The organism is Roseofilum halophilum BLCC-M91, assembly GCF_030068445.1.
Classification (GTDB): Bacteria; Cyanobacteriota; Cyanobacteriia; order Cyanobacteriales; family Desertifilaceae; genus Roseofilum; species Roseofilum halophilum.
In genome coordinates this window covers 1-24,454 of the sequence record NZ_JAQPOK010000161.1, presented here as the reverse complement: position 1 = coordinate 24,454, position 24,454 = coordinate 1, and the positions used below count along the sequence as shown (strand labels likewise).

General features: G+C 47.3%; 15 protein-coding genes. 5 read left to right on the top strand and 10 right to left on the bottom strand.

Going from position 1 to position 24,454, the window contains the following annotated elements; all coding sequences use genetic code 11:
* Positions 1-3,121, top strand: a 3,121-nt coding sequence (locus tag PJF56_RS20805; RefSeq protein WP_283764636.1) for an Ig-like domain-containing protein, incomplete at its 5' end; no start/stop codon positions are given.
* On the opposite strand, the gene PJF56_RS20800 is transcribed toward PJF56_RS20805, so the two are convergent.
* From PJF56_RS20800 to PJF56_RS20785, 4 genes are all read right to left on the bottom strand, one after another.
* Complete coding sequence (locus PJF56_RS20800; protein ID WP_283764635.1) at positions 3,118-3,873, bottom strand: class I SAM-dependent methyltransferase; 756 nt, start codon at positions 3,871-3,873, stop codon at positions 3,118-3,120. The two genes, PJF56_RS20805 and PJF56_RS20800, sit on opposite strands and share 4 nt — an antisense overlap.
* Positions 3,866-5,020 carry a cyclophane-forming radical SAM/SPASM peptide maturase GrrM/OscB gene (gene grrM, locus PJF56_RS20795; RefSeq protein ID WP_283764634.1) on the bottom strand — a complete coding sequence of 385 codons (1,155 nt, stop codon included), beginning with the start codon at positions 5,018-5,020 and terminating at the stop codon, positions 3,866-3,868. The genes PJF56_RS20800 and grrM overlap by 8 nt, the downstream gene beginning before the upstream one ends.
* Before the next feature lie 67 nt (positions 5,021-5,087).
* Entirely contained in the window at positions 5,088-6,554 is a 1,467-nt protein-coding gene (locus PJF56_RS20790; RefSeq protein WP_430540900.1) for a RecQ family ATP-dependent DNA helicase, read from the bottom strand.
* 232 nt (positions 6,555-6,786) lie between these two features.
* Entirely contained in the window at positions 6,787-7,092 is a 306-nt protein-coding gene (locus PJF56_RS20785; RefSeq protein ID WP_283764632.1) for a Dabb family protein, read from the bottom strand.
* 70 nt (positions 7,093-7,162) lie between these two features.
* Between PJF56_RS20785 and PJF56_RS20780 the strand changes: the two genes are divergently transcribed.
* On the top strand, positions 7,163-8,800 hold the full coding sequence (locus tag PJF56_RS20780) for a Ppx/GppA phosphatase family protein (RefSeq protein WP_283764631.1): 1,638 nt from the start codon (positions 7,163-7,165) through the stop codon (positions 8,798-8,800).
* Here the strand turns inward: PJF56_RS20780 and PJF56_RS20775 are convergent.
* Positions 8,775-11,723 (bottom strand): EAL domain-containing protein, encoded by a 2,949-nt coding sequence (locus tag PJF56_RS20775; protein WP_283764630.1) that lies wholly within the window; start codon positions 11,721-11,723, stop codon positions 8,775-8,777. The genes PJF56_RS20780 and PJF56_RS20775 overlap by 26 nt on opposite strands.
* A 644-nt stretch (positions 11,724-12,367) precedes the next feature.
* On the opposite strand from PJF56_RS20775, the gene PJF56_RS20770 reads away from it, so the two are divergent.
* A complete protein-coding gene (locus PJF56_RS20770; RefSeq protein WP_283764629.1) occupies positions 12,368-15,217 on the top strand; it encodes a calcium-binding protein in 2,850 nt (949 codons plus the stop codon).
* 50 nt (positions 15,218-15,267) lie between these two features.
* Here the strand turns inward: PJF56_RS20770 and PJF56_RS20765 are convergent, their stop codons facing one another.
* Positions 15,268-16,503 (bottom strand): methionine gamma-lyase family protein, encoded by a 1,236-nt coding sequence (locus PJF56_RS20765; protein WP_283764628.1) that lies wholly within the window; start codon positions 16,501-16,503, stop codon positions 15,268-15,270.
* Between the two features lie 81 nt (positions 16,504-16,584).
* Between PJF56_RS20765 and PJF56_RS20760 the strand changes: the two genes are divergently transcribed.
* Positions 16,585-17,406 carry an acyl-CoA desaturase gene (locus PJF56_RS20760; RefSeq protein WP_283764627.1) on the top strand — a complete coding sequence of 274 codons (822 nt, stop codon included), beginning with the start codon at positions 16,585-16,587 and terminating at the stop codon, positions 17,404-17,406.
* A 78-nt stretch (positions 17,407-17,484) separates the two neighbouring features.
* Here the strand turns inward: PJF56_RS20760 and PJF56_RS20755 are convergent, their stop codons facing one another.
* Positions 17,485-20,271: a beta strand repeat-containing protein gene (locus PJF56_RS20755; protein WP_283764626.1), complete on the bottom strand. Its 2,787-nt coding sequence runs from the start codon at positions 20,269-20,271 to the stop codon at positions 17,485-17,487.
* A gap of 94 nt (positions 20,272-20,365) precedes the next feature.
* Here PJF56_RS20755 and PJF56_RS20750 point away from each other — a divergent pair, with 94 nt between their 5' ends.
* Positions 20,366-21,412 carry a hypothetical protein gene (locus PJF56_RS20750; protein WP_283764625.1) on the top strand — a complete coding sequence of 349 codons (1,047 nt, stop codon included), beginning with the start codon at positions 20,366-20,368 and terminating at the stop codon, positions 21,410-21,412.
* A 184-nt stretch (positions 21,413-21,596) separates the two neighbouring features.
* Here the strand turns inward: PJF56_RS20750 and PJF56_RS20745 are convergent, their stop codons facing one another.
* The 3 genes from PJF56_RS20745 to PJF56_RS20735 form a co-directional block, all read right to left on the bottom strand.
* On the bottom strand, positions 21,597-22,271 hold the full coding sequence (locus tag PJF56_RS20745; RefSeq protein ID WP_283764624.1) for a hypothetical protein: 675 nt from the start codon (positions 22,269-22,271) through the stop codon (positions 21,597-21,599).
* A gap of 141 nt (positions 22,272-22,412) precedes the next feature.
* Positions 22,413-23,009, bottom strand: a complete 597-nt coding sequence (locus PJF56_RS20740; protein ID WP_283764623.1) for a hypothetical protein — start codon at positions 23,007-23,009, stop codon at positions 22,413-22,415.
* Between the two features lie 462 nt (positions 23,010-23,471).
* The coding region (locus PJF56_RS20735) for an XDD3 family exosortase-dependent surface protein (RefSeq protein ID WP_283764622.1) at positions 23,472-24,454 on the bottom strand (983 nt) is incomplete at its 5' end.

Genomic DNA, 24,454 nt, shown 5'->3' with positions numbered 1-24,454 from the left:
GCGTCCGAATGATGAGCCGAGTCCGGTTCCTACTTTGACGGGAACTGACCCGGATGGTGATGTTTCGTTCTTTACGGTAACGAGTGTGCCGACTCCTGAGCAGGGAACTCTGTTTTATAATGGAGAACTGGTTAAACCGGGTGATACGTTTACGCCAGAGCAAGCAGGGCAACTGGTGTTTGATCCTAACCCGAACTTTACTGGGGATGCGACGTTTAACTATACGACAACAGATGAGGCGGGTAATACTGACCCCACGCCAGCGACGGTGACGCTACCGATTGAAGCGGCAACAACTACTTTACCACCAGAGGCGGTGGATAGGAGTGGGCCGGTGCGTCCGAATGATGAGCCTTCTCCAGTGCCGACGTTTATCGGGACTGACCCGGATGGGGATGTTTCGTTCTTTACGGTGACTAGCCTGCCACGTCCAGGGGAAGGGACGTTGTTCTATAATGGGGAGCCGGTGAAGGCTGGACAACAGTTTACGCCACAGCAGGCTGGGCAGTTGATTTTTGATCCGACTCCTGGGTTTACGGGGGATGCGACGTTTGAGTATACGGTGACGGATACTAAGGGGAATAGAGATCTGACTCCAGCGACGGTTACTTTACCGATTCAAGGGGCAACAGATGGACTTCCCCCGATCGCCTCTTCAACTCCGAATAATCCTGTTCCCAATAATACACCGAGTCCCGTCACCAGCCTCCTGGGAACTGACCCCGATGGAAATGTGGCTTTCCTGAAAGTTAACACCATCATTCCCCCAGAGCAGGGAACTCTGTTTTACAAAGGGGAACCGGTAAAACCGGGACAAACCTTTACTCCAGAGCAAGCGGCGCAACTGGTCTTTGACCCGAATCCTAACTACACGGGAGATGCTCAATTTACATTTACGGCGATTGATAATGAGGGTAACGAGAGCGATCTAGCAACGGTTACCATCCCCATTATCGGGGCAGGGCCGACAGCTCCCCCAGTGGCGAATCCAGCCACCAGTGAACCGATTGCTCAGGGCACTAGCGAACCCGCTTCTGTACCAACTCTGACGGGTTCAGACCCGGATGGAATTGTTTCGTTCTTTACGATTCAAAGTCCACCGACTCCAGAACAGGGAACCTTATTCCTTAATGGTGAACCGGTAGTGGCAGGACAATTGCTGACTCCAGAGCAAGCGAGCCAACTGACGTTTGTGCCTAATCCGAATTTTACCGGAGATGCGACGTTTACGTTTATAACCACGGATGAACGGGGCAATGTGAGCCGGGTTCCTGGGGTGATTACGTTGCCAGTGGTGGGACAAACAGGAGGGGGAACACCTCAACCGGATGGAGGTGTGCCGCCATTTATTGTACCTGGGATTTTGCCAACCCCAGGGGTGAATCAAACGGTTTCCCAAGCGATCGAAACTTCTTCAACTCTATCGTTTCTGGGATTTGACTGGGGGGCGATTTTAGGTCTAGGTTCCCATTTGGATTGTCTCGATCAGCCTCCAGAGTTTTATGCTGCTTCGACAGCGCGGGTGAATTATACGATCGCCGAACAAGACTTTTTCGGAACCGAGCAAGCGGAACTGCTGCGAGCCGATCATGTAAATAACCGGGTCTATGGCTATGGTGGTTATGACTTGATCATGGCTTATCAAGGGGATGATACGGTGTTTGCGGGAACGGGTAATGATACGGCCTATGGTGGCAGATATCACGATATTCTTTTGGGTCAGGAAGGTGACGATCTGCTGTTGGGCGACCAAGATAATGATACGGTCTTTGGCGGCCCGGGTGATGATATTCAGTTTGGCGGTCAGCAGAATGATTGGCTGTTGGGCGGATTGGGCAATGATACGGCCATCGGCGATCGCGATAATGATTGGGTGTTTGGGGAAGAAGGCTATGATTCCCTGATGGGCCATTTCAACCAGGATATTATCTTTGGGGGTCTCAATAGCGACACCATTCACGGCGGTCGAGGTTGGGATATCCTCTTTGGGGGTCAACACCCGGATACGGTCTTTGGAGACTTAGGGAACGATACGGTACGGGGTAATTTGGGCAATGACTCCCTGATGGGAGGAATGCACCGAGATTGGATCTATGGCGACCAAAACCGGGATGTTATTCACGCAGGACAAGGCCATGATGTGGTGTTCGGCGGCCAAGATGAGGATACGGTGTTTGGCGATCGCCACAATGATACGATCTCTGGCGATGACGGCAATGACTCCCTGATGGGCAACCTCTGTTATGACATGCTCTTCGGTGGGCGTGGCAACGATACCATGCATGGAGGACAACAAACCGACCTCATGTTTGGCGGACAAAACGAGGACTCTATGTTTGGCGATCGCGGTCGGGATGTGGTCTCAGGCGATCGCGGTAGCGATACCATGTATGGTAACCTGGGCAGCGACTTTATGTTTGGCGGCACGGAACAGGATACCATCTATGCCGGACAGGAGGATGATTGGGCCTGGGGAGGACGAGATAGCGATCTGGTAAGCGGCGATCGCGGTAATGATATTGTATCGGGCGATCGCGGTAGTGACTATCTCCTGGGAAATCAAGATAATGATACCCTCTACGGTGGTACAGAAGCCGACTGGATACATGGGGGACAACAAAATGATGTCTTGTATGGTGGCAAGCAGGACGATACCTTAAATGGCGATCGCGATAATGATGTGCTTTTCGGTGACCTCGATAACGACTCCCTGCTCGGAAACCAACATCGAGACATTCTCTCTGGTGGAGCCGGTAATGATATCCTCTTTGGTGGACAACAAGAAGACACCCTTTATGGAAATCAAGGCAACGATACCCTCAGTGGTGACTTGGGTAAAGACATCCTTTTTGGTGGAGAGGGAATAGATCTATTTGTGCTGCGCACTGGATCGGCAGCCAATGATATTCCTTCAGCCGATATTGTCGGAGACTTCCAACTGGGAATCGACTTTATTGGTCTGACGGGAGGACTCAGTTTAGCTGATGTCACCTTAGAGAGTTTGAACAATACGACGATTATTAAAATTACTCAAACCAATCAAGTTTTAGGCATTATCAATGGTGTAACGCCAGAGGAAGTGATTCCAGCCATTATTCCAGTTGATATTGGTTTGGTTTAATTCTCTTGGATTTGGCCAATATAAAAAACGTAGCCATAATATTGACTGTAATGGCGATAGAGATCGATTTCTTGTTGTTCAGCTTCTAGAATTTCCATTGCTCCTGAGTCCTGTTCATACTCTATTTTAAGCTGATTGATTTTGTTCTCTAGGGGGGTGTAATAGTCCGTCCACCAGGCACTTTCGGGTAAGCTAAACGTATCAACCAGGGTATAACCAGCCGTTTCCATGGCGGCTCGATTTTCCTCTAGGGTTCTCATGGAGGGATACCCTTCTTGCCAAAATTGCTGCACGGGTTCGGGGGGATTGGGTTTTAGCCAACTGAGTTCGCTGAGTGCGATGTATCCTCCGGGTTTGAGGAGCGATCGCCACTTGTTTAAGCCGCGATCGAACCCCATAATATAAATTGCCCCTTCTGACCAAATCAGATCGAAAGACTGCGCTGCCAAGGGCAAGTCGGCCATATCTGCACAGACGACTTTTAGGCGCTCTGTCCATCCCTGAGCCTCAAATCTTTGTTTCAGCTCATCGAGATAGGGTTGATAGAAATCAACCGCAGTAATATTTCCATTGCTTAGGGTCGCTAAATCAACAGTCTGCTGTCCCGGGCCGCAGCCAACATCTAGAATTTGGGGAGAGTCGGGTAAACCCTTCACATGAGAAAAGGCCTGTTTCGTGGCTTCAAAATTACCAGGGCCTTGTCTGGGAAGGTCACTGTGAATCTGCCAAAATACGGGATGAAAATCAGACATGGGTCAGTCCTAAAGAGTCTTCTAAGCGCTCAACCACTAAATCCGCGATCGCTTGTTCATAATATTGACAGGCCATGGTTTGCGAGGAGCGAAAGGTTCCATTTTCCCAATATTTGTTACTGGCAGAACCACCGCCACACAAGCCATAATAATCACAAGTTTGTTGGCAAAGTTCAACCCCAGCCGTAATATCGCCATAAATGCGCTGAAACTTTTCGCTCTGGCACACGGATTCTAAACTATCCGTGAGGACATTGCCGAGGATAAAATCCCCGTATTCTGCGGTTTTAATCGCTAACAATTCTGGATCGAAGGTGGAAAAATTGCCCTGATGATCGACGTTGAGAATCACAAAGGGGGTGGTTAAGCCACTGCGAGGGATGCGATCGCCATTATAAATCAAACTACAAATCCGCTCAAATTCCCGCAGCTTCAAGGCTCCACCGCTTTGGGCCGTCAAATCCCAAAATCTTTGAATAAACGCCTTGTAGCGCTTTCTAGCCTCCGTATTGGCGAGGGATGAGGACTGGTGTACCCCCTCTAATTCTTCGATATTAAAGCCCACATCCGTGAGACCATGATCCATGAAAAATTCAAACATTTCATCGGCATAGTCAAGGGAATCTTCCGTAATCACAGTGATAATATTAAACGGCACATCCTGTTCTTGCAGGTGGCGAATTCCGCGCATAGTGCTGTGATGGGTTCCCAGTCCCGTGCGAGTTTTCCGATGGGCATCATGGATAAAATCGGGCCCGTCAATGCTCACGCCCACTTGTACGTTATAGCGCTTAAATAAGTCGCACCAAGCAGGAGTAATTAAGGTGGCGTTGGTTTGTACCGATTGCCCAATTTCGCACCCGGTTTTATTCAAGGTTTTATCCAGTTCTGCAATCTGAGCGAGGGCAGTTTCATAGAACGAAATCGGCACAGCCAGGGGTTCTCCAGCGTGCCAACAAACTGTAAAGCAAACGCCCACAAACGGACTCTCGAAAATGCGCCGAAACACCGGTTCAATCAGATCCAGGGAAAACTGGTTTTTGAGATGGCGATCGGGTAAATAACAATAGTCGCAATCGAGATTACAAAACGAAGTCGTTTGCAGAATGACTAAATCTAAGGGGCCAAAGTTAGATAAATTAAACATACTCGTGGTTCATCGGGGTTTATGGTGACTCCATTATACAAAGTCGGCGATCGTTAACTTGCGTGCCCTATTTCCTAGCGCGAAGCGCTATATTGCTTAGGCAGCGATCGCAGTTTAAACATCGATAATCCTCTGCTACATTAAATCCAAAGGCTTGCAGCAGGAATTTCCAGCGACAGCTACAGGCGATCAAATAACGCTCCATCTTTTTGATCCCTTGGCGGTTGTCTACGGCGCTAGAGTCCTGAGCGGGCAGGATTTGATAGTGAAAGGGACTGTTCCATTGCAGCTTTCCTTGGCTATGGAGTACGGATAAGGCGAGGGAGGCTTGGGGATGGGATTGGCTCATCTGCCGTACATCGCCTTGGGGGGGTAGGGTATGGGTGAGGCTTTGGGCGAGTTGTTGGAGCGATCGCTCTTGTCTAATAAAATAATTTTGGCGTTGTTTATCCCCAGGATCGAGCCATCCCGTCGGTTCACTAATTAAGGTAATAGCTTTAGCCGGTTCTCCATCTCGTCCCGCTCTGCCCACTTCTTGCATATACTCAGAGAGGAGCAGGGGGGGATGGAAATGCATCACCCAGCGCACATTGGGTTTATTAATGCCCATCCCAAAGGCAGAGGTACAGACAACGGCTTGTACTTGTTCCTCAAACCATTGATGTTCAATCATTCGCCGTTGTTCTGGACTTAAACCCGCATGATAAGCCACCGTAGTAACTTGATGCTGCTGGAGCCATTGAGAGAGCATTTCGCTATCTTTGCGGGTGCGAACATAGATTAAACCGGTTTGCCCATTTGAACGTTTGAGAACCCGTAAAATCTGCTTTTTGCGTCCTTTGGGTGACCAAGCAATGTTAACACTTAAATGGAGATTGTCCCGATAGGGGTTAAGGAGAAAGGTTTGCGGATCTTGGAGATCCAAGACTTGTTTGAGAATGGATTGGGTGCGAGGATCGGCAGTAGCAGTAAAAGCGGCGATCGCCAGTTTTGTGCCCCTAGGTTTATGCTTTAATAGGGCAGAACGAACCGCCCCCAATCTCCGATAGGCAGGGCGAAAGCTTTCCCCCCATTGGACTAAACAATGGGCTTCATCTAAAATTAGTCCATTAATACGAATTTTGGGTAAACAGAGTCGCTCCCAAACGGGGGGACTCAGCAGAGTTTCGGGAGAGAGATAGAGTAATCTCAGTTGTTGCTCTTCCAGTTGTCGGAAGACCTGTTTGCGGATATAGGTGGGCTGTTCGCTATGAACAGAGGCAGCTTTGAGGTTCCGTTGGCGCAGTTCTTGTACCTGATTTTCCATCAGTGCCACTAAGGGAGAAACCACTAAGGTTACTCCATTTTGCAAGAGGGCAGGCAGTTGAAAACAGATGGATTTGCCGCCACCGGTGGGCATGACGACAAGAGCATCTTGTTGTTGCAATAAGGTCTGAATGATTTCGCCTTGGGGATAGCGAAAATCGTCATATCCCCAAATTTCTTGAAATGCTGTCCGAACTTGTTGAAATTCCATGGTTTTGCCCTCTTCCATGAGATCGTGCCCTCTCCCTTTCATGTCCGCTTGCGGAAAATCCCTCTCCCAGGAGATCGTGCCCTCTCCCTTTCATGTCCGCTTGCGGAAAATCCCTCTCCCACGGGAGAGGGACTGTTTCTCCGCGTCTCCGCGTCCCCGTGTCCCCGTGTCCCCGCGTCTCCGCGTCTCCGCGTCCCCGTGTCCCCGTGTCCCCGCGTCTCCGCGTCCCCGTGTCTCCCCATCCCCCCATCTACCCCTCCTCTGGAATCTCGTAATCCATGGCCAAAATGTTAACAGCAATTGGTTTAATCAGGTTTTGCACAACTTCTTGATGGGCGGGATGATCTTGGTAGGCTTTGAGGCTAGAAGTATCTTGGAAACGAGCGACTAAGCCATGGGTAAATCCTTGGGCGCGATCGCAGAAATTTTCGCCGCAGGATAGGGCTAAAATTTGGGGGATTTTGCCTTTTAATGCCCTAAGTCCGGTTAGGAGTGCAGAGAGCGCTTCCGGTGAGGTATCGGGTTGAAATTGAAATAAGACAATATGTTCGATCATAGAAAGGGTGAATTGAGTCCCTTTTAAAGATACCCTGGATCGTAAAGCTTAGGCCCAAAAAAGCATTATCATGGTTAATACTCTCTCCCAGTCCTCAACCCTGATTCAGACTCCGACGTTTCCCAAACCAGAAACGCCCCAGATGTTGGCGGCGATCGATGTGGGGACGAACTCTGTGCATATGGTGGTGGTTCGTATCGATCCGACACTTCCCGCGTTTACGATTATTGACCGGGAAAAGGAAACAGTGCGTTTGGGCGATCGCAACCCGAAAACAGGGGAGCTGAAGATGGAGATCATGGAGAGGGCGATCGCCGCATTTCGCCGTTTTTTACAGATCGCTAAAAGTTTACAGGTGGATCAGATTGTCGCAGTCGCTACCAGTGCTGTGCGAGAAGCGCCCAACGGCCGGGATTTTCTCAAACAGATTAAATCGGAAATTGGCTTAGAAGTTAATCTAATTTCTGGCCCGGAAGAAGCCCGACGGATATATCTGGGAGTGCTTTCGGGGATGGACTTTCAGGGACTACCCCATACCCTGATTGATATTGGGGGAGGATCGACAGAGTTGGTTTTAGGGGATGGCCAAGAACCGCGATCTCTGAGCAGTACGAAGGTGGGAGCGGTACGATTAACGACGGAGTTTGTGACCACCGATCCGATTAGCGATCGCGAATTTAATTATCTCAAAGCCTATATTCGAGGACGGTTAGAACGGGCCGTTGAAGAGTTACAAACTTATCTGCAACCGGGCGAAACTCCCCGGTTAGTGGGTACATCGGGAACCATTGAAACCTTAGCTTGCATCGATGCTTGGCAAGAGTTAGGCATGGAACCGAGTCCCTTAACCGGTTACGAGTTAAAGTTTAAAAACTTACAAAAAATCATTGAGCGGTTGCGGAAGTTGCCAGAGAGCGATCGGGCCGACATTCCGGGCATGTCGGAAAAGCGCTCAGAAATTATTATTGCCGGTGCTTTAATTCTCCAGGAAGCCATGGAGTTATTGGGCATGGATTCTCTGGTTATTTGCGAGCGTGCCCTCAGAGAAGGCATTATTGTCGATTGGATGCTCTCCCATGGTTTAATTGGCGATAAATTAGAATATCAAAGTCAAGTTCGCTATCGCAGCGTCCTCAAAGTCGCCCAGAAATACCACGTTAATTTAGAATCGAGCCAGCGCATGGCTAATTTTGCCGTGCATCTGTTCGATCAAACCCAAGGAATTCTCCACTATTGGGACAACTCAGAACGGGAACTGCTCTATGTCGCCACAATTTTGCATAACTGTGGCGTTTATGTTTCCCATGCAGCCCATCATAAACATTCCTATTATTTAATTCGCCATGGAGAATTACTGGGATACACGGAAAACGAAGTAGAAATTATTGCCAATATTGCTCGCTATCATCGTAAAAGTGCCCCCAAGAAAAAGCATGAAAACTATGCTAACTTGATGCATAAGAGCGATCGCAAATTAGTCAGTCAAGTCAGCCCCTTTTTACGATTAGCGGTGGCTTTAGACCGCCGACAAATTGGGGCCGTTGAATCATTTACTTGTCACTATAATCCTTCGACCAAAGAATTGTACTTGAAACTTAATCCAGCCCATGAAAACGATCGTTGTGAATTAGAACTTTGGAGCATTGACGACAAAAAAGAAGTATTTGAGTCCGAATATGGAATTAAAGTACGTGCAGGTTTGAATTAAGTAAAAACCGTTTCTTCTCCTTCAACAATCGAGTCGCATTCTGAGCATCTAAAGGTCTAGCAAAAAAGTAACCTTGACCAAACGTGCAATTTAAGCCACGCAGTTGCTGCATCTGAGGCATGGTTTCAATGCCTTCGGCAATCGTTTCCATCCCTAAACTATGAGCGAGAGCGATAATGGTATGAACAATTTCGGCATTTTCCCCCCATTGGGACATTTTTTGCACAAAAGAGCGATCGACTTTCAGGGTATCAATCGGAAAGCGATGTAAGTACGCTAACGAACAATATCCCGTACCAAAATCGTCAATAGAGAGTTGGATTTTGCGTTTTTTCAGTTCCTGGAAAATGGCGATCGCACTTTCGGGATCTTCCATAATTGCAGTTTCCGTAATCTCTAGCTTCAAGTATTTGCCCGGTAAGTCAGCTTCCGCTAAGATGCGATCGATGCGATCGCATAAGCTCGATGTTAACTGACGACTCGATAAATTCACACTAATCTTAAGACGGGAGAAATCACTAAATTGAGCCTGCCACTGTTTTAATTGCCGACAACTTTCCAATAAAACCCATTCCCCAATCGCTGCAATTAAACCTGATTCTTCAGCAACGGGGATAAAAACCGCAGGTGAAATAAATCCTTTTTCCGGATGAAACCATCGGATTAAGGATTCAAACCCAGCAATTTTCCCCGTTCCTAAAGCCACTATCGGTTGATAATAGACATAAAATTCTCCTGGGGGTGAATAAGTTTTATTTTCTGGATAGAGCAATAAGCGCAGATCCGTTTCAATCTGCATTCGCTCCATGGCTTCTTGGCGCATAGCCCAATCAAAAACAACGGTACAATTTTTACCTTGTTTTTTAGCTCGATACATGGCAATATCGGCATTTCGGAGAACATCATCCACTTCCTGGTTCTCAGGTAAGTTATAGGCGATACCAATACTGGCCTGCATGAACAAATCATGACCCCCTAACTTAAAGGGTTGCTTGAGGTGTTCATGGATACGGTTGGCAACATTAATCACATCTTGGAGATGATCCTGGTTTTCCACCAGAATGGTAAATTCATCCCCACCCAATCGGGCGATCATCTCGTCTTCATTAATACATTGTCTTAATGTCCAGGCGATCGCAATCAGCAATAAATCCCCCACCCAATGGCCCATACTATCATTAATCCCCTTAAACCCATCTAAATCAATAAATAAAACGGCAAACCGATAGTTAGGATTTTCATAATATCGAGTATTCGCCTTAGCCAAAGCTTTGAGAAAATAGGCCCGGTTCATTAACCCCGTCAGCGAATCATGGGAAGCATAATAGCGAAGTTTTTGTTCCTGCTGTTTTTGCTCTGTAATATCAACGACCGATCCCTCATAATATAATAATTTTCCGTGGGAATCTTTAACCGCTCTAGCACGTTCTGAAATCCAAATAATACTCCCATCTTGACGATAAATTTCCGCTTCAAACTGAGATAAAAATCCATTCTCTTGTAACAACCGTCTAAACTCTTGCCGACTCTCTGCATGAACATACAGTTGATGCTCTACATCTGCCATATTTTCAATCAAATCTTCGGCCGATTCATAACCGTAAATTTTAGCTAATGCTGGATTAGCACCAATCATTTTTCCTTCCGGAGTCGTTTGAAAAATTCCTTCCATGGAATTCTCAAAAATGCTCCGATATTTTGCCTCCGCTTGCTTCGACTCAAACACCGATCCCAGTTGCATGGCCACAGAAGCAACTAATTCCATTAACTTAGGGTCTTTTTCTTGAGAGCGTCTTCTGAAGAAAACCAACACAGCTAAAACATTTTGATTGGCTAAAATAGGGACACCAAATCCTGCTTTTATTCCTGACTCCGCCGCAATTTTATTCCGCAGAAATAATTCCCCTGACTCTTGAGAAACATCAAAAATCCATTCTGTTTTTTGTGAAGACCAAACTCGTCCAGGTAAACCTACATTTTGGCCAAACGTTATTTTTTTACTGATGTCTCGAAAACGTTTATTTTTTTTAGAAATGTCTTGATTGATTTTCTGACTTTGATACCAGACTGGACTACAGACCAGCTCTAACTTTTGAGTGGAAGGTATCCATGCTTCCGCAATATCCCAACCGGTCGTTTCACAAATTAGCTCCATGGTCACCGACAGAGCTTGATCGAAATTCTTAGCTTCACTCACTGTTTTAGTGAATTGATAAAGAAGATGGATTTCTGTTTCTCGACGTTGACGGTCAGTAATATCAATACCTAGGCCAAAGAAATATTCAATTTTCTGGGTTTCTGGATTAATAATAGAGCGTCCATGCCACTCGACTAAAATTTCTTGACCTTCTTTAGTTAAGATGCGATTTTGATGACAAGTGGGTTCTAGGGAATGACAATGATGATTGAAAACCGGAGATAATGCAGCCCGATCTGCTTCTGGAACGAAGTGAGATAAATAATCTAAGCCGATCGCTTCTTCTTCTGTGTATCCTAAAGTATCCAGCATGGCTTGGTTACACTTTTGGACTTTTCCATCCATACCAATGGCCACAAAAAAAGCGGGGTTTGCTTCCCATAAAATATGATTAAAATCTTGATGATTGGCTTGACTTGGATATGTGTGTTTCTTCAAGGTCTTGGCGATCAAAATAATACTGCTGAGTCCTAAACTGGCAAAGAGGAGAGGAATTCCCTGGCGATCGAATACAATGAAACGACCTTGGGAGCGATCGCTACGATTTTCTAGTAGACTGGACTCGATAGAGGGGGTACTACCCCTAGTCATTTTCCGATCAATCTCGTGGCTATTTACAGTCCTAGATTGAGTTAGAATACTGATCGAGGAGGCGATCGCCATAATCCCCAACAACCGTAACATAGAACTCATAAACATTACATCATTGAGCTTATCGTCTGCCATTCTCACCATCATCCATCTAACTACAGCACCCCATCAACATACTAAGAAAACTATCATTTCTGTAGTTTTCCATCACTTATCCAGGTTATGTTGTGGATTCGCTCACCAAAATCCTTCAGCTTTAGGACTTAAACCTCCATCCTAATCTATACAGACTCTAATTTTTGTTACAAATGATATGATTTTAGTCTAATTCATAAAATTTGCCTTATCCCTCTCTTCTTAAGTACAAACACTCAAAAAACATCTATATAAGTGTAAACAGTTTACCAGAACACCCAATGGATTCAGTTCAGCCTTCTCACTTAAAATTTCACCTAGTATAGATTTCTCGCAAATAAAAAACGCAACTCCTCTTGTATCGTGTGTAACTCAAGTAGCAAATTTCTACAAACTTTGCTACCATACACCGTTTGACCTTCACATTGCTCTATCACATTACCCAAAAAATAATCTGGAATTGAAATTAATGAGTCTGTAGATCCGGCAATGTAGAGCTAAGATAAAAAGTGATTTAAGCTGAATGAGCAAACCCCTTGATTTCTGTAGAAATCAAATCACAATCAAACCAGCTTAATCTAGCGGTCGGATGACCCGTCTTGATTAGTCAAATCATTTAAGGCACAATTGGAGGAACTAAACCCATGGCAGATTTTGATGCATCCACAGAAACACAAGATACTGTGATCTCCGGCACTAATGATGCCGATAATATTACAGGAGGCAGTGGCAATGATGTCCTTACCGGTCAGAATGGTAATGACAACATTAAAGGCAACGCTGGCAATGATGTTCTCAATGGGGACAACGACAACGATAACCTTGAAGGTGGCGACGGTAACGATGTTCTCAATGGTGGAAATGGTGATGATGTCCTCAAAGGTCAAGCGGGAGAAGATGTTCTCACTGCTGGTGACGGTAATGACAACCTTGAAGGTGGACTCGGTAACGATGCTCTAGACGGGGGTAATGGTAACGATAACCTTAAGGGTGAAGACGGTAACGATAACCTTTTTGGCGGATCGGGAGACGATAACCTAGAAGGGGGTGCAGGTCAAGATACCCTCGATGGTGGAGAAGGCAACGATCCAGTCCTCAAAGGCGGTGCTGGCAATGACATCATTCTAGGGAATACCGGCAGTGATAAGCTCGAAGGGGAAGATGGGGATGACTCCCTCGATGGAGGAACGGAAAATGATGAGCTTCGAGGAGGAAATGATAACGACACCCTTCTCGGACAAGCAGGTAATGATTCATTATTTGGTGAAGCTGGAGCTGACTCTCTTCTAGGTGGAGAGAATGACGATCAATTAGACGGTGGTGACGGTAATGACTACCTTAATGGAGGAGCAGGTAATGATCCGACCCTCAAAGGAGGTAACGGAGATGACACTATCCTAGGAGAGGCAGGCAATGACAACCTCGAAGGACAAGAAGGTAATGACTCCCTGGATGGAGGTGACAATGACGATCAACTTCGCGGTGGCAATGGTAACGATACTCTCCTCGGACAAGCTGGTAATGACAAGTTATTCGGTGAAGGCAATGATGACTCCATGCTCGGTGGTGCGGGACAGGATGAATTAGAAGGTGGTGATGGTAATGACTACCTTGATGGAGGGGCAGACAATGATACTAAACTTCAAGGAGGCAATGGCAATGATACGATCCTTGGGGGTACAGGAAATGACAGGCTCGAAGGGCAAGAAGGTAATGACTCCCTAGATGGAGGCGACAATGACGATGATCTTCTTGGTGGCAATGGTAACGACACCCTTCTCGGACAAGCTGGTAATGACAAGTTATTCGGTGAAGGTAATGATGACTCCATGCTCGGTGGTGCGGGACAGGATGAATTAGAAGGTGGTGATGGTAATGACTACCTTGATGGGGGGGCAGATAATGATACTAAACTTCAAGGGGGTAATGGTAATGATACGATTCTTGGGGATGCAGGAGATGACAGGCTAGAAGGGCAAAACGATAATGATAGCCTTCTTGGTGGAGAAGGAAATGACGAACTCAGAGGGGGTTCGGGTAATGACTACCTAGAAGGTGGAGTAGGGACTAACCAAGTTTTTGGTGAAGATGGTGATGATACCCTAATTGCTGGTCTAGATGGAACCGGTTCTACCTTTGATGGGGGTAACAATAATGACTGGATCTCCTTTGCTAAAGCTACTGTGGGCTTTAACATTGATCTAACTGCTGGCACAGCAACCGCAACGGGTATTAGTTACACTCTTACCAACATCGAAACCGGGGTCATTGGTTCAGCTCAAGCAGATATGATCACCGGAGGAGCTACGGGTAATTTAACCCTGCAAGCTGGGCTGGAAAGCGATACCTATAAGCTGACGACGACTAATGCAAAAGGTAGCAAGATTGATGATGCTGGTGGGACATTAGATGTTCTGGAGATTGACAGCACGACTCTGGAAACCACTGGCCCAGGTCAAACTACCACTAATGGCAATATTGGGGTGTTTCGGGTAGACAACACGACCAGCACCAGTTTAGTCATTGACTTGAATAATAACGGGACATTTGATGCCAATGATGATTTAGAGGTTCAAAACTTTTTCTCCACTACAGCTAATACAGGTGGAACGGGTTTCATTGAAAGGGTGGGTAACCTCAATGGTGCTGACATTTTGACTGCCTTTGCAACGCCAACACCAACTCCACCAACTCCTCCCACCCCACCAACTCCTCCAACTCCTCCCACCCCAACCCCAACCCCTGGAACTGGTGGTGGTGGAGATCCGGTGGCTCCTCCGTCGAGTAGTCCGAGTCCTACGCCGACACCGACTCCGACCCCGACTCCTGGAGTGATTACTGGAACGGATGGGCAGAATGATGCCTTGCAAGGGACAACGGGTAATGACACCATTCTCGGATTGGGTGGTAACGATCAGCTCTTAGGGTTGGATGGTGATGATTTCATCAATGGTAATGTCGGTAATGATGTTATCAATGGTAACATCGGTAACGATGTCGTGTTTGGTGGCCAGGGCAATGATACTGCGTTTGGCGGTCAAGGGAATGATTTGGTCAGTGGAGACCTGGGTGATGATTCGCTAATGGGCGATCGCGGCAACGATACGGTTACGGGTGGTGCAGGTAACGATACCGGATTTGGCGGCCAGGGCGATGACTTGCTCAATGGTGGCGATGGTAACGATGTCCTGAGTGGCGATTTTGGTAAGGATACCTTAGTCGGTGGAGCAGGTAACGATCTGTTTGTCCTCCGCACAGGTACAGCGGTTGCCACGGTTGCTGAAGCGGATATCATCCAAGATTACCAAGTTGGCGCGGATCTGATTGGCTTAACGGGTAACGTGACTCCTGCTGGTCTGACGGCGACTACCCAAGGCAATAGTACGGTGCTGACTATTACGGCAACCAACCAAGTGTTGGGTGTTCTGACGGGTCAATTCACACTGCAACAGTTGACGTTTGTAGGGGTTGAACTGCCCAATGGATTGATTTAAGTTCCAATTCACCTGGTTAGGGGCGAAAAATTTTTCGCCCCTACTCTTTTTCAATCCTTAATAGACTCTACAGCCGCGATCGCCTCCTCCAGCGCAATAGCCACATGCGTCCAATGGGTTCCCCCCTGACAAAACACCACATAGGGTTCCCGCAACGGCCCATCCGCAGACAACTCGGAGGTACTGCCATCAATAAACGTCCCCCCAGCCATCACCAACTCACTCTCATATCCCGGCATCTCCCCCGGAACCGGATCGAGATAGGAACCCACAGGAGAAAACTGTTGGATCGCCCGGCAAAATGCCTTTAATTTCTCTGGCGAACCCAAGCGAATAGCCTGAATCAGATCCCGTCGCGCAGCCAAAGGAGCCGGATTGACCCCATATCCCAGGCGATCGAACACATACCCCACCAAATAATTCCCCTTCAAAGCTTCCCCCACCATCTGCGGAGCCAAGAATAAACCCTGATATAAGAGGCGATGCTGGTCAAACGTAGCCCCTCCCGTACTGCCAATTCCAGGGGCAGTCAAGCGGCAAGCCGCCCGCTCTACGAGGTCAGAACGACCCGCCAGATACCCCCCCGCCGTCGCCAAGGTTCCGCCGGGATTCTTAATCAACGACCCCGCCATCAAATCCGCGCCCACTGCCGTCGGTTCGAGATCTTCCACAAACTCCCCATAGCAGTTATCCACAAAACAGACCGTATTCGGATTTTGCCCCTTGACACTCTCCACAATCTGGGCAATATCCGCAATTGACACACTCGATCGCCAAGAATAGCCACAAGAGCGCTGAACCAACACCATCCGCGTCTGCTTCCTCACCCCTTGCCCTAGAGCCTCCCAATCCATTTCACCAGTTGGCGTTAACTCCAACTGCCGATAGGTAATCCCATACTCAATCAGCGATCCAGAGCCTTCACCCCGCAGTCCAATCACCTCCTCCAGGGTGTCATAGGGAGCGCCCGCAACCGAGAGTAACTCATCCCCCGGACGCAATATCCCAAACAGGGCACAGGCGATCGCATGGGTTCCCGACACCAACTGCACGCGGGCGATCGCCCTTTCCGCTCCCATCACCTCAGCCAAAACGAGATCGAAGGTTTCCCGCCCTAAGTCATTATGACCATAACCCGTTACACTAGAAAAATGATGCACCCCCACCTTCTGCGATCGAAAAGCCTGCAAAACTTTTCGGAGATTATGCTTAATCTGAGCATCCACGCTAGAAAAAACAGGGGCGAGTGCATGTTGTGCCTCTTGGATCTGTTCTAAGGGATTCATCTTTCTCTACTAATGGGTAAAGGGGCGCAATAATTCCAAACAGCAGGATAACCTGCATTGTTTATAGATTGAGATTACTGCATGAGTGTTGCGACAACCAATAAACATCCCCTAGATTGGGTCAACATTGGCTATTTCCTTTTAATTCACCTAGCCGCTCTGTTCGCCTTCCTTCCAAGCAACTTTAGTTGGTCGGCCATCGGATTAGCTCTAGTCCTCCACTGGATTACCGGTGGATTAGGTATTACCCTAGGTTTCCACCGCTTAGTCAGCCATCGAAGTTTCCAAGCTCCCAAATGGTTAGAATATTTCCTCATTTTTTGCGGGAGTTTAGCCTGTCAAGGTGGCGTACTTGATTGGGTAGGACTTCATCGAATGCACCATCTTTATTCAGATACTGAAGCCGATCCCCATGATTCTAACGCCGGCTTCTGGTGGAGTCATATGGGATGGCTCTTACATATCATTCCCAAACGCAGTGAAGTCCCCCGGTTTACCAAAGATATTTGGGATGACCCTGTATATCAGTTTTTACAAAATAATTTTGTCCTCATCCAAGTTGCCTTCGGTCTCCTCTTGTATGCCCTTGGGGGTTGGCCATTCGTTGTTTGGGGAATATTTGTCCGCTTGGCCGTTGTCTTCCATTGCACTTGGTTTGTCAACAGTGCCACCCATAAGTTTGGTTATGTGAGTCATGAAAGCCATGACCACTCCAAAAATTGCTGGTGGGTTGCCCTCGTCACCTATGGCGAAGGATGGCACAATAACCATCATGCCTATCAATATTCAGCTCGCCATGGTTTACAATGGTGGGAATTTGATATGACTTGGATGACCATTCGACTGCTTGAGATTTTGGGATTAGCGACTAATGTGAAGCTAGAGCCGAAATCGATCCAATAGATTATTCACTAACTGATGGGTTTAAGGGTTGCCTTTGAGCAACCCTAATTATTATTAGGCAAGCTAGCAAGAAGTGTATCATTCGCGCACACAATCTGGATTGGGTTGCAAGGAGCGATGGGGAGTCACTTTTTCTGACGTTGTGGTTAAAAAGATTTCTCCTTTCTCATTCATTACCCATCCGGTAGCGATGGGTAACCGAGGACGGGAGGGAGTGAGATGGCTTTCAACTGCGCTTAGGGGCTGCCCATTCTCCCTCGATGCAGGAACCGGTTGCATCATCTCCACCTCCACAGAACCCGGATTCACCGGTTGAGTGGGGTTAGGAGGTAAGCCCCGTCCTTCAACCGTTAATTCCCGCTCCCCGGAACGCAACTGAGCCTCTGGGCGACAAATGGGCCGAATGCCCTCCGGTGTCTCAATTGCCTGGGGCAAATCCGCCGTATTCTGAGCCGGATCGATATCTGGCGTATTAATCTCGACCACACCGCTAAATTGGGGCCCCAATGCCGATGTTGCTGTAATATCACTCTCTGGGGTTAACTGATTGCGAAACTCCGTCCCATAAATCCCTTGAGCCGTAATAATCACGCGACCGCCAAAATTCTGCTCGGCATTGGCACTAATATCGCTATTTTCCAGAGCGGTTAATAAATCGGTGTTGATGGTAATATTACCCCCCGTGGATTCTCCGAAGGCATTGGTCACAATCTGGCTGCCCTGGCGCAACCGGATATCTTGGGAATTAAGGAAAATATTACCCTGAGTTCCCGAAGTCGTATTCGCCGTAATCTGTCCCCCATTTAACTGCACTTGGGGCGCAGTAATCAGAATATTCCCTGCATCCCCCACGGTTTGGTCAATAATGAGGTTTCTATTTTCATCTCTGCCAATGCCATCCAGATTAATCTGCGCCCCATTCTCCACCGTTAAGCGTTCCGTTGCCAGAATCAAATCCCCCGCATTTCCCGGCCCCTCCGTGCGTACCGTCAGCCGCGTCGGCAGAGTCTCGGAAGCCACTCCACTCAACGTCACCGACTCCGAAGCCGTCACTCGCAACGTGCCCCCATCTCCCGTAGCGGTATCCCCAGCTCCGGCAGTGAGCAGTCCCCCATCTCTGAGGAGCAAAGTCCCCGTGGCGATGGTCACATCTCCCGCTCGTCCGGGGCCGAGAGTCGAGGCCGCAATTGAACTCACAAATTCCCGATCTGGAGTCGAACCGGCAATCTGGATTCCCCCTGGAGCCTGAATTTCCACCAATCCTCCTTGCCCTTCCGCAAAGGTAGCCGAAGAGATAATCGCTCCATCTTCAATGCTTAACCATGGTGTTTCAATTCTGATGGTTCCAGCATTACCACCCGTGGGAGCGATCGCATCATCCTCCAAAAGGATAAAATCAGCTTGAGAAAAAATACCACTGGGAACTTCCGGACTACCTCCATTCAGACGAATGCCATCTGTAGCTCGGATATTCAGGGTTCCAGCATTCCCCAAACCAAACGTATCAGAACTAATCTGCGCTTCCCTTTGTACCGTTAATTCTCTGACATCAATGCGAATATTCCCGCCCGGTGCATCTGCATCCTCAAATGGAGATGGAATCACAGAACTCGATATCACAGCTCCATCTTGAACAATTAGACGATTAGTATTAACCACCACGCTGCCACCCCTTCCCAAACCTAATGTTCCTGAAAATAAACCACTAGGAAATCCAGAGAAATCTGTTCCGCTCAACTCCACCCAACCCGAAGCATTAACCGTTAACTGTCCCGCTTCACCAGGAGCAAACGTAGAAGTTGAAGCTTGTGCCCCCTCTTGGATAATTAATCGATGGGTATTGAGAACAATATCGCCACTCGATCCGGTGTTGATGGTTTCACTGATAATGGCAGTGGGAATCATTTCATCTTCTGAAAAGCCAAATAAGTGAATGGATTCTGAAGCATTAACTACAATTGTCCCCCCCGGATTTTCTCCCTCTGTAATCCCTAGAATCAGCGACCCTCCTGTAAGGGTAATGTGTCTGCCTTGAATGGAAATATCCCCTGCTCCTTCTCCACTCACATCCACAGAAGATAATTCAGAGAGTTGGATATCTTGGAAATTAAAGGGATTGTCATACTCAAGGTCGAGGCTAGGAGTGAGACCAACTTCAGTATGAGGGCCTACGCTTCCCAGAACCACATGACCCTCATCAGCCCCTACATTTCCGCCTCTAAAAGTAATGGTTCCTCCAGCTAAGGTTAAGGTTTGACCGGGAGAGACTCGTAAACCAGGGGTCGATTGACGGATGACCGCTCCATCAGGTTCGAGGACAATATCATGGCCGGTTCCTTGAACCACAATTCCTCCAGGTGTTGCACCAAACTTTAAGCCTATGGGTACATTGACGGTTAACAAGGGCGTGGTTTGAGGGTTGGTAGCACTGAACTCTGTGCCATTGGCGAAGGTAAAACTATTGGCTGTGGTGGCTAGAAATGACCCCCCAATGTTGAGCGTGGCATTGGGGCCAAAGACAATACCGTTAGGATTGAGCAGAAATAGGTTGGCACTACCATTGGCTTCAATCAAACCATCAATGTTGGAAAGACTACCTCCTGTAATCCGGGTAATGATGTTTTCAATATTGAGGGAGTTATTAAAGGAGGCTGTATTGTTGGTGGGTAGGGAAAATTGGCTGAAGCTATGAAACAGGTTTCCCCCGACTTGAGTCCCTCCGTTAATCGTGAATTGGTTGTTCCCAGGGGTAACTAGGGTAGGATTGGGTAAGGTCTGGTCGGGAATAATTTGGGCACTCGCTAGGGTTGGGAATACACTGAGAACTAGGGGTAGACTGAGTAGGGTTTTCCAAGGGTGACTCATGGGGGATTACTCCTTAGAGATTATTCCGGCGATCGCCAGTAAAATTGTATCGGAAAATGTAAAGTATCTTTAGTCCTCTTAAAATATCTCTTCTGTGACTCGCCAACCCCACGACCAATTTGCCAAGCAATATCTCAAGGAACTCCTCGAACCCTTGGGAACAGTGGAAATTAGCCGGGAAATTCCAGGGGAAACCCTACAAATCGATCTGATGTTCGATCCCTCTCCAGAACCTGTAAATAGCCAACCTTCCCTGGGTTTACTCGCTCAACTCGCTTCTAAACCTTGTTTACTAGAACCCTATCGTAACTGTCCGAGTAATCCAGAGATTCGCAACTGTATTCTCAAACTCTTTCACGTTCATGCCGAGCTGCACCGTCAAGCTAAACGGGAAGATCCCCCGGTTGAAGAACAACAACTGCCCCAGTTATGGATTTTAACGCCTACGGCATCAAAGAGACTATTGAAAGAGTTGGGTGCTAATCCGGATTCCGAGTATCAGTATAGAGGAGTCTATCGCCTACCCCCAATTAACCAAACCGGAATTATTGCCATCAACCAACTGCCAGAACTCCCAGAAACTCTATGGTTGAGGATGCTGGGGAAAGGGGGAACTCAGAAAAGAGCGATCGAGCAAGTGCTGGAACTGCCTAGAGCAGATCCTCAGCGTCGCAATATCCTAGAACTGGTAGGAATATGGCGGATTAATGTAGAAACTAAAATAGAGTTAGAACCAGAGGAAAGGGAGTTAATTATGGAGTTATCACCAGCGTATCTAAAGTGGAGAGAAGATACCCTGCAAGAAGGAATTCGACAAGGACTTGAGCGGGGAGTTCAACAAGGACTTCAAGAAGGAATTCAACAAGGACTTGAGCAGGGAGTTCAACAGGGACTTGAGCAGGGAGTTCAACAGGGACTTGAGCAGGGAGTTCAACAGGGACTTGAGCAGGGAGTTCAACAGGGACAGCGATCGCTCATTGAAGCCTTACTCAGGACTCGGTTTGGTCAATTGGATGAGGCGCTCTTGGCTATCATTGACTCTTTACTAGCATTATCTCCAGATGAGTTTATGCCCTTGTGCTTAAATGCTTCTCGTGAGGAATTATTGGAGCGATTTGGCCCCAATTCCCTTGAACCTTAAACTTTTTAAATGACACGCACTACTACAAAATCTGTAGGGGCTTTCCGGCCGGAAAGCCCCTACAAGTAGCTAACCATCGTAGGGTGGGCAGGTTATTGCACTCAAAATTGAAGAATACCGCTTATTTTCCTGCCCACCTTACAATTAGGGGACTTCAGGAGCGGCCATCAATAGATTTCAGCCCCTATGCTCTCTGGAAAAAGGAGCGCCGAATCGCCATCCCCACCAAGGCCAAGCCAATGGCGACAATACCCACAACCGAGGAACCTTCTGGGACTGGTACTGGTGACGAACAGCCTTGAGAATTGCTTTGATAATACAATACGCAAATTACATCAAAGTCACCTTCCTCTACACTGTACGATGTACCCGGTAGAACTACTTCAGCCAATAGGTCTTCTATCTTAACCTCGTCTCGATACTGGGTATTCAAGTCAATGAACGTCTGATTGAAATCGATGAAGGTCTGATTGTAGCGATCGAAATTAGGCAGAATTAAATGGAAGAATTCATGTGGATCGTTATCGCTGGTGATTTGAATGTAATTGAGAACATCTAATCCTGGTTGAGTTGGAGTACCTTCAGGAACAAGGTGGTATTCTGGCAACGATGACTGACTAAAAGATGCAACACGAGGTGATGGCCAATGATGATAGGCAAAATGACTTGACGGCCGACGAGAGTAACGAAAATGTTGCCACCATGGCCGACGAGAATAAGTCGCTCTCCATTCCAGAAAGGGAATGGCTACCGATTCTTGGCCGCTGGTCTCTAGATTTAAGAAATAACTATCATAGTCATCCATTCCATAGCCCGCAGTTTGGCTATAGCTTCGGATTTCTGTTTTCCAATCGTACATAGTCCACGTTCCTATAGAATTTTGTTTTTTTTGCGGCGGTTTTATGCAATTCAATTATCGTGGCTGCCCACTGTAGGGGCGAACGGCCGTTCGCCCCTACAATTAGGGGACTTCAGCATGAATCCTAAATCGATTTAACCCCTATGCTCTCTGGAAAAAGGAGCGCCGAATTGCCATTCCCACCAACGCCAAGCCAATGGCTACAATACCCACAACCGAAGAACCTTCTGGAACATCAATTGGGTCTCCGGATTGTGGCGAACAGCTTTGAGGATCAGTTTCATAATGCAACATGCAAGTTACATCAAAGTTACTTGCCTCGTAACTGTACGATACATCCGGTCTAACCACTTCAGCCAATAGATCTTGGGGCTTAACATCGTCTCGATACTGTTCCTTCAAGTCAATGAAGGTCTGATTGAAATCGATGAAGGTCTGATTGTAGCGATCGAAATTAGGCAGAATTAAATGGAAGAATTCCTCGTCCTCGTCGTCGCTGGTGATTTGGATGTAGTTGAGAACATCTAATCCCGGTTGAGTTTCCGTACCTTCAGCAACAAGGTCGTAGTCTTGCCACCATGGCCGACGAGAATAATAATGCGCTCTCCAGTGCAGAAAGGGAATGGCTACCGATTCTTGGCCGCTGGTCTCTAGATTTAAGAAATAACTATCATAGTCGTCCATTTCATAGCCCGTGGTTTGGCTATAGCTTCGGATTTCTGTTTTCCAATCGTACATGGTAAAGTCTCCTGAGTTGTCTTGGGTTGAATCAATTGAGGAACCCTCCTATAGGGTTCTCGGTTTTTTGGGGCGGTTTTTATGCAAGAGGCATAAACTTGTAATAAAGCGTTACATCCAATCTTTATACCGTTTGCAACATTATTTTGCCTGAAGCCCCCTTTTTAAGGGGGTTTGGGGGATCTATAACCTTGCATTCTCATCAAGAAAGGGTATAAGACTCGCAATAGAGAAGTTTTCGCCGTATTGCGGTACGTTTCGATCCCCCTAAATCCCCCTTAAAAAGGGGGACTTTTGCTACAATTGGCGAGACGATCGAGATTGCTTCACTCCACTGCGTTCCGTTCGCAATGACTGATTTAGCGGGCTTGTCGGCTGGAAAAGGATGGGCGGATCTCGTTCGCTGAACATAGGACAAGAAAGTTAATAACGATACAGATTAGCGATGAATGGGCTATACAACTACCGCACAACTACGACACTTGCTCCCGTGGATGCCACTGGGCCGGTTGTTGCCGAACCAAAAAAACCACGAAGTGCCATGCCATCATTGATGCATTCCTCTAGAATGGTGGCAATAAAGTCACCCGTCATACCATCGGGTTTCTGGAAGCTAAAGCCGAAAATTTCATCTCCCAATTGGGGGAATTGGCTGGGATCGAATCCTTGATTTTCTAGTTCTGTGCGGTTGTGAATCGCCACAGCTCCAACTCGTTCGCCAGAGTCAATCACATTAGGCATCTTCACTGGGCCGGGGCGATCGTAGGGATAATAGTAGGAATCATTCCAAGCTAGATCTCCCATTGATGAATCTAATCCCGTGCCCTTTTCAACGACATGGCGATTATGAGAATCTAGATTCCAGAATCCTGCGTTTTCACTCACAACGCTCTTTCCAGATACTCCGCGATATACTCCTGCTTCAACTCCAGAATCGTTAGTATCTGCAAAACGAACGCCAAACATTTGCCCAGAATCTAAAGCATTTTGGAAATTACCTGTACCGGAGAAATCAAAGAACATATCTCCCCAGCCAATATTACCGTCTGGAACTGTAAATCTATCCCATTGAGTGGGCACAGTGCGTCCAGTAATCGGTAAATTTGCATTCAAAGCAACCCAAATTCTCCCTGTATCTGGATCTTCTTTAACTGCCATTCCATACATTTCGTAAATGGTTTCACCAACATTTGTATTTCCAATAAAATCACTAGCTACACTGTCATGGCTAACATCAGTGGCATATGTCCAACCCTTCAAGGGATCGGCTTGCTCGTTATCTGTAATGGTAATGGTATGAGTGGTATTGGTATCGCCAACATAACCCGTCCCTTCTGCTAACCTAATGACAACCGTTTCATCTCCTTCAAACTGATTATCATCCTGGGGATTAATGAGGATAGGAGCAAATAATGAACCGGCTGGAATGGTTACACTACCGGTTA